The sequence below is a fragment of the Bordetella ansorpii genome (genome assembly GCF_900078315.1).
GTDB classification, from domain to species: domain Bacteria; phylum Pseudomonadota; class Gammaproteobacteria; order Burkholderiales; family Burkholderiaceae_B; genus Bordetella; species Bordetella ansorpii.
In genome coordinates, this window is record NZ_FKBS01000006.1 from 218,865 (window position 1) to 236,149 (window position 17,285).

Here is a 17,285-nt window from a genome sequence, read left to right on the forward strand (position 1 = left end):
TCCCTTCCTCTAGCGGCTCAACCCGCGCGCCGCGATGCGCCAGATCTCGGCCACCATGCCGTTGCGATACGCCACCAGGCAATCGTGCAGGTTGAAGGTCGGGTCGACGTGCGAGGGCACCAGTTTCAGCACCTCGCCCAGTGCGGGGCCGTCCCCTTCCTGCACCGTCACCACGCCGTGCTCGTCGTTGGCCGCGACGTATTTCAGGTCGGGGCGTTCATACACCGACGGCAGCCCGCACTCGATGGTGGTGGACTTCAGGCCCGCGTCCAGCACGGCGCGGCCGGGTTTGGCGGTGCTCATCACCGTGGACATCAGGAACAGACTGTGGCGGAAGGCCATGGCGCCGTCCCACTCGTTGGCGCCGTAGTCGCCGTCCATGAAGGCATAGGAGCCCGCCTGCAGCTCGGTGTACACCCCGCTTGCCGCGTCGAACTCGGCGCTGCCGGTTCCGCCGCCGGTGATGCGTTCGCAGACGATGCCCGCGTCGCGCAGCGCTTGGGCGAACGCCGCGGCGCGTTCGCCCGCCTGGGCGCACACCGCTGCCCGTTCGGCGCGGGTGCGCAAATGCTGCACCGTGCCGTGATAGGCCTGCAGGCCGCCGAAGGTCAGCCCCGGCGCGGTCTGGATGCGCTGGGCCAGCGCCACCGCCTGCCCGCTGTCGGCCACGCCGCAGCGGCCCTGGCCCACGTCCACCTCGACCAGCACCGTCAGGTGCGCCCCCGCCTGCGCCATGGCGGCCGACAGCGCGTCGACGTTGTCGGGATGGTCCACGCACACGCTCAGCGTGGCGTTGGGCGCGATGCGGGCGAGCAGCGCCAGCTTGGCCGGCCCCACCACCTGGTTGCTGATATGGATGTCGAGGATGCCGGCGGCGATGAAAGGCAGCGCCTCGCTGACCTTCTGGCAGCAGATGCCGCGCGCGCCGAGCGCCAGCTGGCGTAGCGACACCTGAGGGCACTTGTGCGCCTTGGCATGGGGGCGCAGGGCGACGCCGTGCTTGTCGGCCCAGTCCTGCATGGTCTTCAGATTGGCCTCGAAGGCGTCCAGGTCGATGGCCAGCGTGGGCGTGTCCACGCTGGCCAGCGGCTGGCCGGGCAGGACGGGAGGCGGCAGGTACGGATTGCCTTCCGGGCAGGTGGGAGTGTCGGATGAACCCATTTTTCCTCTTGGAATATTTGAAGGCGCGGGTAAGCCCGCCCCAGGTAAACCATAGCCCCGCGAGCATTGGCGCACGCCGGACCGCGTGTAAGAATTTACCTAAAGAAAGCGAAAAGAAAGGTTTCCCAACGCTGCATATTTGGCGGGATGTTCCAAACGGGGTGTTTTTCCTGGAATGACCCGGCCTTGGGCGGCCCACAAAAAGCTTTCACGCCGCACGCGTAGTGCGGGCGCGTCCCGTCTTGGGAGGGACGGGACGCAAGGTCGTGCCTTATTACTACGGAGAAGCCATGAAGCTCAATCGCTGGATCAAAACCCTGGCCGTCGCATTGGCCATCACGGGCGCGGCCACCTCGGCGCACGCCCAGCAGTTCTTCCGCATCGGTACGGGCGGTACGGCCGGCACCTACTACCCCGTGGGCGGAATGATCGCCAACTCGATCTCCGAGCCCGGCAAGCTGGTCGCCACCGCGGTGGCCAGCAATGGCTCGGTCGCCAACATCAACGGCATCCTGGGCGGATCGCTCGAATCCGGTTTCACGCAGTCCGACGTGGCCTACTGGGCCTATAGCGGCACCGGCACGTTCGAGGGCAAGCCCAAGGCGCAGGGCCTGCGGCTGATCGCCACCCTGTATCCGGAAAGCATCCATCTGGTGGCCCGCAAGGGCTCGGGCATCAAATCGGTGGCCGACCTGCGCGGCAAGCGCGTGTCCATGGACGAGCCCGGTTCGGGCACCCTGGTCGACGTGCGCCTGATCCTGGCGGCCTACGGCATGGCCGACAAGGATGTGAAGGCCGAATACCTCAAGCCCAACCAGGCCGGCGACAAGATGCGCGACGGCAGCCTGGATGCCTTCTTCTTCGTGGGCGGCGCGCCGGCCGGCGCCATCGCCGAATTGGCCGCCAGCGGCGGCGGCATCGAACTGGTCTCGCTGGTCGGTCCCGAGATCGACAAGCTGCGCGCCGAACAGCAGTTCTTCACGCCCGACGTCATCCCGGCCAATACCTATCAGGGCGTGGCCGAGGCCAGGACGATTTCCGTCAACGCGCAGATGGTCACGTCCGACAAGCTGCCCGAAGCCATCGTCTATGAGCTGACCAAGAAGCTCTACAGCGACGCCACGCGCAAGACGCTGGACAGCGGCCATGCCAAGGGCAAGCTCATCACGCTGCAGAACGCGGTCAAGGGCGCGGGCATCCCGTTCCACCCGGGCGCCGAGAAGTTCTACAAGGAAGCCGGGCTGCTGAAGTAAGCACCGACCGACGTCAGGCATTCGACGTCTCTACCGCGCGCGCCGGCCCTTCGACAGGCCGGCGCGCCGCGTCTTCTCGCATTCTCACAGAGTGCCCAGGTCATGCAGATCGATCACGAAAAGACCCAGCAACTGGCGGAAACCTACGACTCCGAAATCCGTTTTCGTCCCTTGGGCAAGACGGCCGCATGGATCGTCTCGCTGCTGCTGGTGGCGCTCTCGCTGTTCCATTACTACACCGCGGGTTTCGGCCTGCTGCGCGAGGCCACGCACCGCGGCGTGCACCTGGCCTTCGTGCTCAGCCTGATCTTCCTGGTGTTCGGATTCAGCAAGGCGCATTACCGGCGCGAGCCCCGCTCGGCCTGGTATGCGCCGGGCGGCGTGCCGCTGTACGACTGGCTGATCGCCGCCCTGCTGGCGCTGACGGTGCTCTACATCCCCTACATCTTCGACGACCTGGCCTATCGCGTCGGCAATCCGCTGCCGCTGGATGTGCTGATGGGCTCGATCCTGATCGTCGGGCTGCTGGAGGGCACGCGGCGCGCCATGGGCTGGCCGCTGCCCATCATCGCGATGGTCTTCCTGGCCTATGCCGCGTTCGGACGCGTGTTTCCCGGCCTGCTGCAGCACGCGGGCAACAGCTGGGCGCAGATCGTCAACCACATGTACCTGACCAGCCAGGGCGTCTATGGGGTGGCGGTCGGCGTGGTGGCCACTTATGTGTTCCATTTCGTGTTGTTCGGCGTGCTGGCCACGCGCATCGGCCTGGGCCAGCTATTCCTGGATACGGCCTCGACCATCGCCGGGCGCTATGCCGGCGGACCGGCCAAGGTGTCGGTCTTCGGCTCGGCGATGTTCGGCATGCTGTCGGGTTCGTCCGTCGCCAACGCCGTCACGGTCGGCTCGCTGACCATTCCCGCCATGATCCGCGTGGGCTATCCGCGCCACTTCGCCGGGGGCGTCGAGGCGGCGTCCAGCACCGGCGGCCAGATCACGCCGCCCATCATGGGCGCGGCCGCTTTCCTGATGATCGAATTCCTGGGCATCCCGTATCAGCAGATCGCCATCGCGGGCATCTTTCCCGCGCTGCTGTATTTCTTCGGCATGTTCATGCAGGTTCACTTCGAGGCCAAGCGCGAGGGCCTGCGCGGCCTGACCGCCGAGGAAATGCCCCGCCTGCGCGAGTCCTTCCGCACGCGGTGGCCGACCCTGATCCCGCTGCTGTTGCTGGTCGGCGTACTGGCCAGCGGACGCACGCCGTATCTGGCGGCGTTCTGCGGCATCACGGGCTGCATCCTGGTCGGATTGCTCAATCCTTATCAGCGCCTGCGCTGGCGCGATCTGTACGAGGCATTCGAAACCGGCGCCAAGTACGCGCTGGCCGTCGGCGCGGCGGCCGGCACGGTCGGGCTGATCATCGGCGTGGTGACGCTGACCGGCGTGGGGTTCAAGATTTCCTTCATCGTCATCTCGACGGCGCAATGGCTGGCCTCGGGCGCCAGCGCCGTGATCCCCGAGGCGCTGGCCAGCACCCAGACCCTGACGCTGGCGGCCGCGCTGTGCATGACCGGGCTGGTGTGCATTCTGATGGGGTGCGGCGTGCCCACGACGGCCAATTACCTGATCATGGTGACTGTGGCGGCGCCCACGCTGGTGCAACTGGGCGTGCAACCGATCGCGGCGCACTTCTTCGTGTTCTATTTCGGCATCCTGGCCGACATCACGCCGCCGGTGGCCCTGGCGGCCTATGCGGCGGCCGGCATGGCGGGCAGCGATCCCTTCCAGACCGGCAATACCGCCTTTCGCCTGGGCATCACCAAGCTGATCGTGCCGTTCGTCTTCGTGTTTTCACCGTCGTTGCTCATTTCCGTGCAGGGGTTCTCGCCCTATGATTTCTGGGTGACGCTGATCGGCTGCATGATCGGCCTGGTGCTGCTGTCCGCGGCGTTCTCGCGCTACATGCTGGTGGGCATGAAATCCTGGGAACGCCTGCTGTGCGCGGTGGGCGCATTGCTGACCATCGCCCCCGGCCTGGCCAGCGGGCTGCTGGGACTGGTGGTCGCCGCCCCCGCCGTGGTCAATCAGGTGGTGCAAGCGCGCGCCGCGCGCGGGGCCGCGCCCGCCTGACGGCCGTGGGCGCCGCTCTGGTGTCGATGCGACGCGACCGTTTTTCACGCCGGGGCCGCCTGCGCAACCTGTACGTAGGACCAAGTTGCCCCAGGTGGCAAATCAGCGTAAAGTAAAATTACGTTTGCTGGTTTGCCGATATGCGGGCCGACTGGGCAAACGGCCACTTGGCCGCTATATGTTCGATATCCTGGTTTATCTGTTCGAAAACTATTACACGCCGCAAGCCTGTCCTGCGGCCGACGTGTTGGCAAAGCGGCTCGCCGCCGCCGGGTTCGAGCACGAAGACATCGACGACGCCTTGGGTTGGCTCTACGGTCTGGCCGAAACCACCGAGCGTTGCGTCGAACTGGCGCAGGTTCCCAGCAGCGGCGTTCGCATCTACACCGATTCCGAATACCGGCAACTCGGTACCGAGTCCATCGGTTTCATCGCCTTCCTGGAGTCCGCGGGCGTGCTGCCGGCGCCGCTGCGCGAGATCGTCATCGATCGTGCGCTGGCCTCGCCCGAGACGCCCGTGCCGCTGTCGCGCATCAAGATCATCGCGCTGATGGTGCTCTGGAGCCAGGAAGCCGAGATCGACAATCTGGTGCTCGAAGAACTGCTCGAGGACGAAGGCGGCCGCCGCCTTCTGCATTAACCGCATCAGCGCCGGTTTCCGGGCCCCAGAAACGGGGCCCGTCCCTCATTCATTCCCGTGACGACGTACATCGGCCGCTTCGCTCCCAGTCCCAGCGGGCCGCTGCACGCGGGTTCGCTGGTGGCTGCGCTGGCCAGCTGGCTGGACGCCCGTGCCCAGGGTGGACGCTGGCTGCTGCGCATCGAGGACGTCGATACCCCGCGCACCGTGGACGGCGCCGCCGACCGCATCATGGATCAGTTGCGCGCCCTGGGGCTGCACTGGGACGGCGACGTCATGTGGCAATCCCGGCGCGGCCAGGCGTATCAGCAGGCTTTCGATGATCTTGCCGCGCGCGGATTGATCTACGGCTGCGGCTGCACCCGGCGCGAGATCGCCGATTCGCAACTGCGCGGGGGCGAGGCCGGCGCCGATGGCGAGCGGCCCTATCCCGGCACCTGCCGCCACGGCCTGGCGCCGGGCCGTCAGGCGCGCGCCTGGCGCGTACGGGTGCCTTCAGGCACGGAACACTTCCAGGACCGCTGGTTGGGCCCACAGCAGCAGGACGTGGCGCAGGCCGTGGGAGACTTCACCCTGCGGCGTGCGGACGGCCTGTGGGCCTATCAGTTGGCCGTGGTGGTGGACGATGGCGCCCAGGGGGTGACCGACGTGGTGCGCGGCGCCGATCTGCTCAGTTCCACGGCGCGGCAGCGGGTGCTGGCTCGCTTGCTCGACCTACCCGTGCCGCGCGTGATGCACGTGCCGCTGATCGTGGATCCGGACAGCGGCATGAAGCTGTCCAAGCAGAACGGCGCGGCCACGTTGGACACCCAGCGGCCTTTGCGGACGCTGGGCCAGGCTTGGCGCGACCTGGGATTCGCAGGTTTCGATGCGCCGGACGTGCAGGCCTTCCTGGCCGAGGCGACGGCCCGCTGGGCGCGGCGGTTTCCGCTGGCCGGATCAATCTCTCCGCAAGAAAAGCGGTAGGCCCTGAACCGAGTCCCGAAGGCCGGATTCATTTCGGGGGCAACTCATCCGTGCCGCCTGCCTACAGCGGTTGCCGTTTCTCATCCAGCATCCGTACCAGCAGCCCCGTACCGCTGTCGTCGACCCGGATCTCTCCATAGCGTGCCGCCGCGTAGCGCTCGGCCTGCCCCTCGGGAAAGAAATAGGCGTTGGTGACGATGCGCACGCCTTCGGGGCGCACACGGTAGCGCAGCACCAGTTCGTCGCCGGTCCGCGGCTCTGCGCGCTCCTGCAGCCGCACGGCCTGCGCCACGCCCTGTTCGTCGGGCGCCAGCACCAGATAGCCCTCGGTGCGCACGAAAGGGCTGTCATCCGGTCCCAGATGGCTCGGGTCCTGGTCCAGCAACCGGTTGACCGCGTCGCCCGCCGCGAAGCGCAGCGCCATGTAGTCGCCCTGCATCAGCGAGCGCGGATCGACCGGCGCCAGCGCCAGGATGGCCACGCGGCCCGAGGCCAGCAGGGTCTCGCGCTGCCAGATGGCGGTATTGGCCGCCGCCAGCGCCAGCAGCAGCCCAGCCACCACGCCCGCCGCGCGCCAGCGCTGCGTGGCGGTGGCACGGCCCGGCACGTCAGGCGCGGCCGTTGCCGTGCGCATCACGCGCGGCACCAGCCACACCATGCCGCGCAGCAGGAACATCATGACGCCCGCCGTGGCCAGCCAACCGGCCTTTTGCAGCAGCGGCACTTCCAGCTGGTAGTAATAGATCAGCAGGTAGAACAGCAGCGCCACCACGCCAAAAATGGTCAGGCGCGGCTTGTTCAGGCCGGCTCCGAGCAGCATCCATGTCAAAGCGAAGGCGATGCCCGGGCTGGGCAACCAGAACAGCGCCAGCACCAGCAGGGCCAGGGGCACGGTCCAGACCAGCGCGGGCGTGAGCGCCGCGCGGCGTGCGCCCAGCACCAGGGCCGCCACCACGGCAGGCAGCAGGGCGCCGGCCAGGCTGAGCGCGGCAGTGGCCGGCCGCGCCGACCAGAGCTCGAACAGGTTCGTGGCCGCCACGCCACCCGACAGCCACACCAGGCTTTGCACGGCGATGGCGGTCGACCAGCCCAGCGGATCCAGCTTGCGCTGGCGCGGCGGCGCCAGCCGATGCCCGATCCAGAAGGCCGCGGCGGCCGTCCAGGCGCCCAGCACCGCGACCGGTTGCCAGATGATGGAGGAGACGGCCACGTCGTAGTCCATCATGGCGTCGATCAGATCGACGTTGGTGCTCAGGTTGGGCCACATGAACCGCCAGACCAGGCAGGCGCCGGCCAGGGCCATCATCCAGCCGCTGAGAAACCGCAGCAGCGCGTCGGGCGCCAGGACATAGACGACGATACCCATCGCCAGCACGATCAGCCAGGTGCCGTAGGCGGAGGACAGGTCGTACAGGCCGTACGCGATCAGGAGTTGCCCGGTGAAGCCCATCGCGGTGGCGCACTGGCGCCAGAACGCCCCGCTGGCGTTGCGCAGGGCTGCGATGCTGGCCGTGCACAGGGCCAGGCCGGCCAGTCCCGCCATCTCCGGCGAGCCGATCACGCCGGACACGGCGAGGAACAGCAACAGCAGCAGTGTCGCCAGCCAGGCGCTCAGGCCCAGCAGGCCGTAGATGTACCAGGGCGTCTCGGCCCGTGCCTGGGTGGTGTCGCCCGCCAGCGCGATGACGGGGGCGCTGGCGTCGGCGGGATCGACCGCGTTGCCCGCCGAGGCGCCTTCGGGCGCGGAATCGGCCATGCGCCCGGTGGGGCTCTGCGCGGCCAGTTTGCGCAGCCAGCGCGCGGCCCACACGGCCTCGGCCATCAGCAGCGCGGCCAGCGGCAGGACCGCCCAGATGCCGGGCTCGAGACGCAGCAGCCATTCTCCGACGACCCGCAGCGACACGAGGATGGCGCCGGCGGCCAGCATGGCCAGGATGACCAGATCGCGCCGCGCACGAAGGTAATACAGGCCCAAGGCCACGGTGACGATGATCCAGGCGATGCCGGTGTAGCTGCCCAGGCCCATGATGATGTCGCCCACGATCAGGGCCAGCACCAGTACGCCCACCGTCAGGATGGCCAGCACGCGGGGTCCGACCCGGGTACTGGCGCGCCAATGGCGCGCGGCCAGTTCCCAGCCGATCAGCATCAGCAGGTTCAGCCCTGCCATCACCAGACTGGGGAAACCGGGGCCGGCGAATGCCACCCACCACGCGAACAGATGCTCGCCCAGCCACAGCGAGGCGGCGACGTTCACGACCAGCACCCACAGCAGCCAGACCGGCTGGCTGGCCGCCACCAGCGCCCAGGGCAGCAGCAGCAGGGCCCAGAAGGCAAACAATTCCCAGGTGTCGGCACCGGTTTGGTATGTTTGACCCACCAGGGCGAGCAGGGCGCCCAGCAGCAGGCCGGCCAATGTCAGCACCGCGCCCGCGATGTGGCGCCGCGAATCGGCATCGGCGCGCAGGCGCAACCCGATGCCCGCGGCGGCCAGCGCGCACAACGCCAGCAGGGCCTGGGCGCCCACGAAACGCTCGGTCTTGTCCAGGGCCGGCCAGTTGGCCGCCACCCAGCAAATCACGCCGCTGCCCAGCAGCAGGACCCCCAATCCCAGGGTCGCGCGACCCAGGAATTGGCGCCAAGTGTGCAATTCCGATCCTGCTGGCGAATGACCCCCGACTTGCATGCCCTGAATCTCCCCTCTTATCATCCGCGCTAATCGAGGCGGGACTGCCGCCACTGGATACTCATGAGCAAAACGCTGATTATTGCCGAGAAGCCCTCGGTAGCCCTGGATATATCACGCGCCCTTGGAGGCTTCGCGCGGGAGGGCGACTATTTTGAAAGCGAACGTTACGTCCTCGCTTCCAGTATCGGGCATCTGCTCGGCTTGGTCGCCCCCAACGATCCCGTGAAGGGCAAATGGAGCTTCACGCACCTGCCGGTGATTCCGCCGGCGTTCGAACTCGGCCCGACGGACAAGCGGTCGTCCGAGCGCCTGAAGCTGCTGGTACGCCTGGCCAAGCGCAAGGACGTCACCGCCCTGATCAATGCCTGTGACGCGGGCCGGGAGGGTGAGCTGATCTTCCGCTACATCATCCAGTACGCCGGCGTGAACAAGCCTGTCCAGCGCCTGTGGCTGCAGTCGATGACGCAGCAGGCGATCCGCGATGCGTTCCAGAACCTGCGCGACGACATCCAGTTGAAGCCGCTGGAGGCCGCCGCGCGCTCGCGCGCCGAGGCCGACTGGCTGGTGGGCATCAACGGCACGCGCGCCATGACCGCCTTCAACAGCAAGGACGGCGGCTTCTTCAAGACCCCCGTGGGCCGCGTGCAGACGCCGACCCTGGCCATCGTGCACGAACGCGAAGAGCGCATCCGCCGCTTCGTGTCGCGCGATTACTGGGAAGTGCACGCCACCTTCGTGGCCGCCGCCGGCCTGTACCAGGGCCGCTGGATCGACCCGGACTTCAAGAAGGACGACCGCGATCCCGAGCGTCGCGAGTCGCGCCTGTGGTCGCAGGCCGCCGCGCAGAGCGTGGTGGCGGCGTGCCGCGAGCAGCCGGGCAGCGTCACCGAGGAGTCCAAGCCCTCGACGCAGGCCTCGCCCGCGCTGTACGACCTGACCTCGCTGCAACGCGAGGCCAACGGCCGTTTCGGCTTCTCGGCCAAGACCACGCTGGCCCTGGCGCAGACGCTGTACGAACGCCACAAGGCCCTGACCTATCCGCGTACCGATTCGCGCTACCTGCCCGAGGACTACATCGGCACCGTGCGCCAGACCATGTCGGTGCTGGCGCAGGGCGATTCCGCCGCGGTGGGCGGGTTGTCGCGGCATGCCGCCACGGTGGTGAAGAACGACTGGGTCAAGCCCAACCGCCGCATCTTCGACAACAAGAAGGTGTCGGATCACTTTGCCATCATCCCCACCCTGCAGGTGCCGCGCGACCTGAGCGAAGCCGAGGGCAAGCTGTACGACCTGGTGCTCAAGCGCTTCCTGGCGGTGTTCTTCCCGTCGGCCGAGTTCCGCGTCACCACGCGCATGACCCAGGTGCAGGGCCACCGCTTCAAGACCGAGGGCAAGGTGCTGGTGTCGCCGGGCTGGCTGGCCGTGTACGGCAAGGAAGCCCAGGGCGAGGACGCCAATCTGGTGCCCGTGGCCGACGGCGAGACCGTGCGCACCGAGGAAGTCGATGCGGTGGGCCTGGCGACCAAACCGCCGCCCCGCTACAACGAAGCCACGCTGCTGTCGGCCATGGAAGGCGCCGGCAAGCTGGTCGACGACGAGGAACTGCGCGAAGCCATGTCCGAGCGCGGCCTGGGCACGCCGGCCACGCGCGCGGCCATCATCGAAGGCCTGCTGAACGAGGTCTACTTGCGCCGCGAGGGCCGCGACCTGGTGCCCACCGCCAAGGCGCGCCAGTTGATGACGCTGCTGTCCGGCCTGGACGTGACGGAACTGACCTCGCCGGAACTGACCGGCGAATGGGAGCACAAGCTCAAGCAGATCGAGCAGGGCGGCCTCGGCCGCGAGGCCTTCATGCGCGAGATCGCGCAGATGACGCAGGTGATCGTCAAACGCGCCAAGGAATACGAGCGCGATACGGTGCCGGGCGATTACGCCACCCTGGTCACGCCCTGCCCCAAGTGCCGGGGCGTGGTGAAGGAGAACTACCGCCGCTATGCGTGCACGCAGTGCGACTTCTCGATCAGCAAGCATCCGGGCGGCCGCACCTTCGAGCTGCCGGAAGTGGAAGAGCTGCTGGCCAAGCGCGAGATCGGTCCGCTGCAGGGCTTCATCAGCAAGATGGGCCGTCCGTTCGCGGCCATCCTGCGCATCAGCGACGAGGACAAGCTCGAGTTCGACTTCGGCCAGAGCGATGACGACGACGGCGAGGAAGTGGACTTCTCCGGCCACACGCCGGTGGGGCCGTGCCCCAAGTGCCAATCGCGCGTGTTCGAGCACGGCATGAGCTACGTCTGCGAGAAGTCGGTCGGTCCGTCCAAGACCTGCGACTTCCGTTCGGGCAAGGTGATCCTGCAGCAGGAGATCTCGCGCGAGCAGATGGAAAAGCTGCTGGCCAATGGCCGCACCGACCTGCTGGACGGCTTCGTGTCCAGCCGCACCAACCGCAAGTTCAAGGCGTTCCTGGTGCGCCAGCCCGACGGCAAGGTGGGCTTCGAGTTCGAGCCGCGTCCCGAGAAGCCGGGCCGCGCGCCGGCGAAGTCGGCCAAGACCGCGGCGACGTCGGAAGGCGCGCCGGCCAAGACGGTCGCCAAGAAGGCGGCGACCAAGAACGCGGCCACCAAGACGGCCACGAAGACGGCCGCCAAGAAGACCGCGACCAAGACTGCCGCCAAGAAGACGGCGGTGAAGAAGGCGGTTGCCAAGAAGGCCGCCAAGACCGCGGGTTGATCTTCCGATCCGCCCAGGACCTGGCGCGTGCGTGAGCCACGCACGCGCCCGGGCCGCGCTTGCGATCCCGCCGTTTGCTCCGAACAAGGAATCTCCATGCCTTACGTCCGTATCGAAATCCTGGAAGGCCGTACCGAAGACCAGAAGGCCGCCATCGCCGCGTCGGTGACGCAGGCGCTGGTCGAGCATGCCGGCGCCAATCCGCAAAGCGTGTTCGTGGTGTTCGACGACGTCGCGCCGCAGAACTGGGCGACCGCCGGCACGCTGGTCTCGCGCCGCAACGCCGCGCCGAAAAGCCACGGCTGATACGCCGTTGCGGCGCGCTGGCCCGCCTCGGGGGCGGGATGCGGCGCGACCGGATCCGGCCATCCCCAATCCTGTCCGGCTGAGGTATCGTTGTGCGCACAATCATCACAACAACACCTCGCGAGGACGACATGACTTCCACTGCGCACGGCACGGGCATCGGCGCGTCGCGCCGCCGGTTCCTGGCGGCTTCCACCGGCCTGGCCGCCGCCGGCATGCTGGCCCCCTGGTCGGCCTTCGGCGCCCAGAAGCTTGGCCGCGTGGCCTACGGCCAAGGCAGCATCGATCCCTTCTTCGCCGCGGGCTACGTGGCGCTGAAGCTGGGCTATTTCGGCGAGCACGGCTTGGAAGTCGAATACCTGAATTCGCAAAGCGGTCCGCGCACCAACCAGCTGCTGGCGGCCGGGCAGATCGTGTTCGGCGCCACGGCCGCCACCGCCGCGCCCGCGCTGACGTTGTCGGGCAAGCCCGCCGCGCTGGTCTTCGGCTTCGACCGCAAGCTGACCTACGCCAACGTCATCGTGCGCCGCGAGGACTACGACAGCGGCAAAGTGCGCAGCCTGAAAGACCTGGCCGGCAAGCGCATGGGCGCCACGCAACCGCAGTCCAGCACCTGGCTGATGGCCGTGTACCTGACACAAAAGGCCGGTATAGGCGACAAGGTCGACATCCGGCCGCTGGGCGATCTGGCCACCATGCTGGGGGCGCTGAAGACGGGCTCGGTGTCGGCCAGCATGGCCACCATGTCGATGATGGAGCAGGCGCAGCAGGAAGGCTGGGGCGTGCCGATCTTCGATGCCACCACCGACGCCTCGTGGCAGGAATTCATGGGCGGCGACGTGCCCGGCATCGCGGCGCTGACGCTGCGCGACACCATCGAGAAGCGTCCCGAGGTGGTGCAGGCCTTCGTCAGCGGGCTGGTCAAGGCCCAGGACTTCATCACCGCCCACAGCGCCACGCAGATCGCCGATGCGATCTACGACGATTACCTCAGCGCCTACGCGCGGCCCGCCATCGAGAAGACGCTGGACGTCTACAAGAAGTCGGTGTTCCTGAACGACAACATCATCACGCAGGACGCCTACGCGCGCATGACCGGCGTGATGGGCGATGGCCGCCAGTACAGCAACGACGAGCTGTTGAAGGCGCCCTACGCCGACTGCGTCGACATGCGTTTCGTGCGCCGCGCACGGGGCCTGTGACGATGATCGAACTGGAGGGAGTCGGCAAGGCCTATCAGTCGCGCACGGGGATCGTGCACGCGGTCGGTCACGTCGACCTGCGTATCGAGCAGGGCCAGTTCGTGTCCATCGTCGGTCCATCGGGTTGCGGCAAGAGCACGCTGCTGAACATGATCGCGGGATTCCTGCCGCCCACCACCGGCAGCATCCGCGTGGCGGGCCAGGCCGTGCAAGGCCGTGTGCCGCCGGCCCTGGGCTACATCTTCCAGAAAGACACACTGCTGCCCTGGTACAGCGTGCGCAAGAACGTGGCGCTGGGCCTGAAATTCCAGGGCGTGCCCGCCGCGCGCATCGCGCCGCGCGTGGCCGAACTGCTGGAACTGGGCCATCTGTCCGCTTTCGCCGACGCCTATCCGCACCAGTTGTCCGGCGGCATGCGCCGGCGCGTGGCCTTGCTGATGAGCCTGGCCGTCGAGCCGCGCATCCTGCTGCTGGACGAGCCCTTCGGCGCCCTCGATACGCACACCAAGACCCATCTGCACCGCGAGCTGATGGAGATCTGGCGCAAGCTGGGTCAGACCATCGTCATGGTCACGCACGACCTGGACGAGGCCATCATGCTGTCGGACCGCGTGGTGGTGCTGTCGGGGCCGCCCAGCCGCGTGCTGCGCGACGAGCGCATCGACATTCCGCATCCCCGCGACGTGTTCACCTTGCGCGAGACGCCGCGGTTCACCGCCCACGTGCAAAGCCTGTGGTCGGTGCTGGGCCAACAGTTCCGCGCGGCGGCCTGAGGCATGATGGGATTCGATCTCCGTTTCCTGCCGGGCTGGGCGCGCCGGCACGCGCTGCCCGCCGACGCCTCGTCCGCCAGCCTGCCGCCGCAGGCCGCGGCTGCACTGCAGGACCAGTTGCGCCAGGACCGCCGCAGCGGCCTGCGGCACCGGCTGCGGGTCAGCCTGTGGCAGTTGCTGATCCTGGCCGTGTTGCTGGGGGCTTGGGAAGGCCTGACACGCATTCCGTGGTTCGTGCAGAACACGCTGTTCGATCCCTTCTTCATCAGCCAGCCCTCGCGCGTGGCGGTGCGGCTGTGGCAGTGGGTCCAGCCCGGCCCGCGTTCGGTCTGGCCGCATCTGCTGCTGACCTTGCAGGCCACCCTGCTGGGCTTGCTGGCTGGGGTGGGCAGCGGTTTCGCCGTGGGCCTGGCGCTGTCGCGCAGCCGCATGCTGTCCGAGGTGTGCAATCCCTTCATCGTGGCCTTCAACTCGATGCCGCGCATCGCGTTCGTGCCGCTGATCACCATGTTCTTCGGCCTGGGACTGGCGTCCAAGGTGGTCACGTCGTGGTTCGTGGTGTTCTTCCTGGTGTTCTTCAACACCTACAAGGGCGGGCGCAGCGTCGAGCGCGAACTGGTGGATTTCTGCCGCACGCTGGGCGGGTCGCCACGGCAGATCCTGTGGCGCGTGCGGATTCCGACGGCGGCGGCCTGGACTTTCGCCGCGCTGCCCAATGCCATCAGTTTCGCGTTGATCGGCGTGGTGCTGGCCGAATTCGTGGGCTCCACCACCGGCATGGGCTACCTGATGATCACCGCCCTGGCCACGCTGAACGCCACCGACATGTTCGCGGCGGTGACGCTGCTGTCCATCGTGGGTATCGTGCTGGTCTACGCCGTGACGTGGGTCGAGCGTAGACTGCTGCACTGGGCGCCCGAATTCCGCGATTCGTAGCGCGTCCATCCCATTGATCCGGTCCGGGGTTCCGGGCCGCGCAAGGCCGGATGCCGCGGCCTTGCCCGACGCGAGTGTCGCCGCATGACTGCCTCATCGTATCTGCAACAGTTCTCGCTGGCCGGCCAGGTCGCGCTGGTCACCGGCTCGGCCCGTGGGCTGGGTCTTTGCATCGCGCGCGCCATGGCGGGCTGCGGCGCGCATGTGCTGGTCAATGGCCGCAACGTGCAGGCCATCGAACAGGCCGTGCAGGCCCTGCGCGCCGAAGGCCTGATGGCGTCGGCGCTGCCGTTCGACGTGGCCGACGACGCCGCGGTCGAAGCGGCGTTTGCCCGCGTCGATGCCGAGTTCGGCCGGCTCGACGTGCTGGTCAACAACGTGGGCGCACGCAACCGCAAGACCCTGCAGGCCATGACGCCCGCCGAGATCCGCGAGCTGATCGACACCGATCTGGTGGCCGGCATGGTGCTGTCCAAGCTGGCAGCCGAGCGCATGGTGCGCAACCGGCATGGCCGGCTGATCGCCATCACGTCGGTGGTGGGCGAATTGGCGCGCGCGGGCGACGCCGTGTATCCCGCGGCCAAGCAGGGCATGACGGGCATGATGCGCGCCCTGGCCATGGAGTATGCGCCGCTGGGCATTACCAGCAACGCCATCGCGCCCGGCACGTTCGCCACCGAGACCAATGCGGCCATGGTGGCCGATCCCAAGATCGGTCCGGTGGTGGCCTCGCGCAATCCCATGCGCCGTTGGGGGCAACCGGAAGAGATCGCCGGCGCCGCCGTGTTCCTGGCGTCGTCCGCGGCGTCCTATGTGAACGGACACGTCCTGGTCGTCGACGGGGGCTTGTCGGTCCAGTTCTGAGGGTGTGTTTAAACTGGTGCGTCGTACCATGCGGTGGGGTGATTGCGCCAATGAGCGCATTCCATGCATGGCGCATGACGGCATGCGGGGAGGTTGTCCCCATCGACTGCCGGCCAGGCTCATGGCGCGACGGCATGTCCGCGGCGAGCGTCCCATCAAGAGGACTCGGCCTTCCCCAAGCATCTTCATCAGAGGTGGTTATGAGACAGCACTTCATCGACAATCGGCCGGCGCAAGGTTCGTCGGGCGAGCGCATTCCCGTCATCGATCCGTCCACGGGCCAGGAATTCGACAGCATCGCGCGCGGCAATGCCGCCGACATCGACGCGGCCGTGCAAGCAGCGCGCCGCGCCTACGACGGCGCCTGGGGCCGCCTGAGCGCCGCCGAGCGCGGCCGCCTGCTGCTGAAGCTGTCGGTGAAGGTGCTGGACCATTTCGACGAACTGGCCGGGATCGAGTCGCGCGACTGCGGCAAGCCCACCAAGCAGGCACGCGCCGACGTGACGGCGCTGGCGCGTTACTTCGAGTTCTATGGCGGCGCGGCCGACAAGCTGCATGGCGAAACGCTGCCCTATACCCAGGGCTACACCGTGCTGACACTGCGCGAGCCGCACGGCGTGACCGGCCATGTGGTGCCGTGGAACTATCCGATGCAAATCTTTGGCCGCAGCGTCGGCGGCGCGCTGGCCGCGGGCAATGCCTGCGTGGTCAAGCCCGCCGAGGACGCATGCCTGTCGCTGTTGCGCGTGGCCGAGCTGGCGGCGGAAGTGGGCTTTCCGCCGGGGGCGCTGAACATCGTCACCGGTTATGGCCACGAGGCCGGCGATGCGCTGACGCGCCATCCGGGCGTCGATCACATTTCGTTCACCGGTTCGCCGCGCATCGGCGCGCTGGTCACGCAGACCGCGGCCGAGCGCCACGTGCCGGTTACGCTGGAACTGGGTGGCAAGTCGCCGCAGATCGTCTTCGACGACGCCGACGTCGATGCGCTGTTGCCCGTGGTGATCAATGCCATCGTGCAGAACGCTGGCCAGACGTGCTCGGCCGGTAGCCGCCTGCTGGTGCAGCGCGGCTCGTACGAGGCCGTGCTGGAGCGCCTGGGCGCCGCCTTCGCCAAGCTGCGGGCGGGTCCGGCCACGATGGACCTGGATTGCGGCCCGCTGATCCGCAAGACCCAGCTGGAGCGCGTGCAGGGGTTCCTGAAGACCGCCGAGCAGGACCGCATTGCCACCGTGGCGCGCGGCGCCGTGGTCGACGATGCGCCGCCCGAGGGCTTCTACCAGGCCCCCACGCTGTTGCGCGACGTGCCGGTGGACCATCGACTGGGCCAGGAAGAGATTTTCGGCCCCGTGCTGTCGGCCATGCCTTTCGAGGACGAGGCCGATGCCGTGCGCATCGCCAACGCCACCGAATACGGCCTGGTGGCCAGCATCTGGACCCGCGACGGCGCGCGCCAGTTGCGCCTGGCCCGCAAGGTGCGCAGCGGGCAGGTGTTCATCAACAACTACGGCGCGGGCGGCGGCATCGAGCTGCCGTTCGGCGGCGTGAAGGCCAGCGGCCACGGCCGCGAAAAGGGCTTCGAGGCGCTGTATGGGTTTACGGTGCTGAAGACGATTTCGATCAAGCACGATTGAGCGAGAT

13 protein-coding genes are annotated in these 17,285 nt (G+C 67.8%); 11 read left to right on the top strand and 2 right to left on the bottom strand.

The genetic code is table 11. The features are described from left to right. Positions 1-9: 9 nt before the first annotated feature. Entirely contained in the window at positions 10-1,161 is a 1,152-nt protein-coding gene (locus A7W11_RS02085) for a DSD1 family PLP-dependent enzyme (RefSeq protein ID WP_066407114.1), read from the bottom strand. A gap of 290 nt (positions 1,162-1,451) precedes the next feature. Here A7W11_RS02085 and A7W11_RS02090 point away from each other — a divergent pair, with 290 nt between their 5' ends. From A7W11_RS02090 to gluQRS, 4 genes are all read left to right on the top strand, one after another. Continuing rightward, positions 1,452-2,414 carry a TAXI family TRAP transporter solute-binding subunit gene (locus tag A7W11_RS02090; RefSeq protein ID WP_066407117.1) on the top strand — a complete coding sequence of 321 codons (963 nt, stop codon included), beginning with the start codon at positions 1,452-1,454 and terminating at the stop codon, positions 2,412-2,414. 102 nt (positions 2,415-2,516) lie between these two features. Further along, entirely contained in the window at positions 2,517-4,541 is a 2,025-nt protein-coding gene (locus A7W11_RS02095; protein ID WP_066407120.1) for a TRAP transporter permease, read from the top strand. 178 nt (positions 4,542-4,719) lie between these two features. Beyond that, on the top strand, positions 4,720-5,181 hold the full coding sequence (locus A7W11_RS02100; protein WP_066407121.1) for a Smg family protein: 462 nt from the start codon (positions 4,720-4,722) through the stop codon (positions 5,179-5,181). A 57-nt stretch (positions 5,182-5,238) separates the two neighbouring features. Beyond that, positions 5,239-6,147, top strand: a complete 909-nt coding sequence (gene gluQRS / locus A7W11_RS02105; RefSeq protein WP_235816781.1) for a tRNA glutamyl-Q(34) synthetase GluQRS — start codon at positions 5,239-5,241, stop codon at positions 6,145-6,147. Between the two features lie 61 nt (positions 6,148-6,208). Here gluQRS and A7W11_RS02110 read toward each other — a convergent pair whose 3' ends face one another. Continuing rightward, a complete protein-coding gene (locus A7W11_RS02110; RefSeq protein WP_066407130.1) occupies positions 6,209-8,833 on the bottom strand; it encodes a GDYXXLXY domain-containing protein in 2,625 nt (874 codons plus the stop codon). Positions 8,834-8,896: 63 nt separating this feature from the next. On the opposite strand from A7W11_RS02110, the gene A7W11_RS02115 reads away from it, so the two are divergent. From A7W11_RS02115 to A7W11_RS02145, 7 genes are all read left to right on the top strand, one after another. After that, positions 8,897-11,563, top strand: coding sequence for a DNA topoisomerase III (locus tag A7W11_RS02115; protein ID WP_066407133.1), 2,667 nt, complete (start codon positions 8,897-8,899; stop codon positions 11,561-11,563). Between the two features lie 96 nt (positions 11,564-11,659). Beyond that, a complete protein-coding gene (locus A7W11_RS02120) occupies positions 11,660-11,869 on the top strand; it encodes a 2-hydroxymuconate tautomerase (protein ID WP_066407137.1) in 210 nt (69 codons plus the stop codon). 131 nt (positions 11,870-12,000) lie between these two features. Then, entirely contained in the window at positions 12,001-13,071 is a 1,071-nt protein-coding gene (locus A7W11_RS02125) for an ABC transporter substrate-binding protein (RefSeq protein WP_066407140.1), read from the top strand. Positions 13,072-13,073: 2 nt separating this feature from the next. Further along, complete coding sequence (locus tag A7W11_RS02130) at positions 13,074-13,844, top strand: ABC transporter ATP-binding protein (RefSeq protein ID WP_066407143.1); 771 nt, start codon at positions 13,074-13,076, stop codon at positions 13,842-13,844. A gap of 3 nt (positions 13,845-13,847) precedes the next feature. Beyond that, on the top strand, positions 13,848-14,780 hold the full coding sequence (locus tag A7W11_RS02135) for an ABC transporter permease (RefSeq protein WP_235816782.1): 933 nt from the start codon (positions 13,848-13,850) through the stop codon (positions 14,778-14,780). Between the two features lie 84 nt (positions 14,781-14,864). After that, complete coding sequence (locus tag A7W11_RS02140; protein WP_066407147.1) at positions 14,865-15,644, top strand: SDR family oxidoreductase; 780 nt, start codon at positions 14,865-14,867, stop codon at positions 15,642-15,644. A gap of 200 nt (positions 15,645-15,844) precedes the next feature. Next, entirely contained in the window at positions 15,845-17,278 is a 1,434-nt protein-coding gene (locus A7W11_RS02145; RefSeq protein ID WP_066407150.1) for an aldehyde dehydrogenase family protein, read from the top strand. Positions 17,279-17,285 lie beyond the last annotated feature (7 nt).

Excerpts from the sequence above, each read along its gene's own strand:
- A7W11_RS02085 (WP_066407114.1), bottom strand. The coding sequence starts at position 1,161 with ATGGGTTCATCCGACACTCCCACCTGCCCGGAAGGCAATCCGTACCTG.
- A7W11_RS02090 (WP_066407117.1), top strand. The coding sequence starts at position 1,452 with ATGAAGCTCAATCGCTGGATCAAAACCCTGGCCGTCGCATTGGCCATC.
- A7W11_RS02095 (WP_066407120.1), top strand. The coding sequence starts at position 2,517 with ATGCAGATCGATCACGAAAAGACCCAGCAACTGGCGGAAACCTACGAC.
- A7W11_RS02100 (WP_066407121.1), top strand. The coding sequence starts at position 4,720 with ATGTTCGATATCCTGGTTTATCTGTTCGAAAACTATTACACGCCGCAA.
- A7W11_RS02110 (WP_066407130.1), bottom strand. The coding sequence starts at position 8,833 with ATGCAAGTCGGGGGTCATTCGCCAGCAGGATCGGAATTGCACACTTGG.
- A7W11_RS02115 (WP_066407133.1), top strand. The coding sequence starts at position 8,897 with ATGAGCAAAACGCTGATTATTGCCGAGAAGCCCTCGGTAGCCCTGGAT.
- A7W11_RS02120 (WP_066407137.1), top strand. The coding sequence starts at position 11,660 with ATGCCTTACGTCCGTATCGAAATCCTGGAAGGCCGTACCGAAGACCAG.
- A7W11_RS02125 (WP_066407140.1), top strand. The coding sequence starts at position 12,001 with ATGACTTCCACTGCGCACGGCACGGGCATCGGCGCGTCGCGCCGCCGG.
- A7W11_RS02130 (WP_066407143.1), top strand. The coding sequence starts at position 13,074 with ATGATCGAACTGGAGGGAGTCGGCAAGGCCTATCAGTCGCGCACGGGG.
- A7W11_RS02135 (WP_235816782.1), top strand. The coding sequence starts at position 13,848 with ATGATGGGATTCGATCTCCGTTTCCTGCCGGGCTGGGCGCGCCGGCAC.
- A7W11_RS02140 (WP_066407147.1), top strand. The coding sequence starts at position 14,865 with ATGACTGCCTCATCGTATCTGCAACAGTTCTCGCTGGCCGGCCAGGTC.
- A7W11_RS02145 (WP_066407150.1), top strand. The coding sequence starts at position 15,845 with ATGAGACAGCACTTCATCGACAATCGGCCGGCGCAAGGTTCGTCGGGC.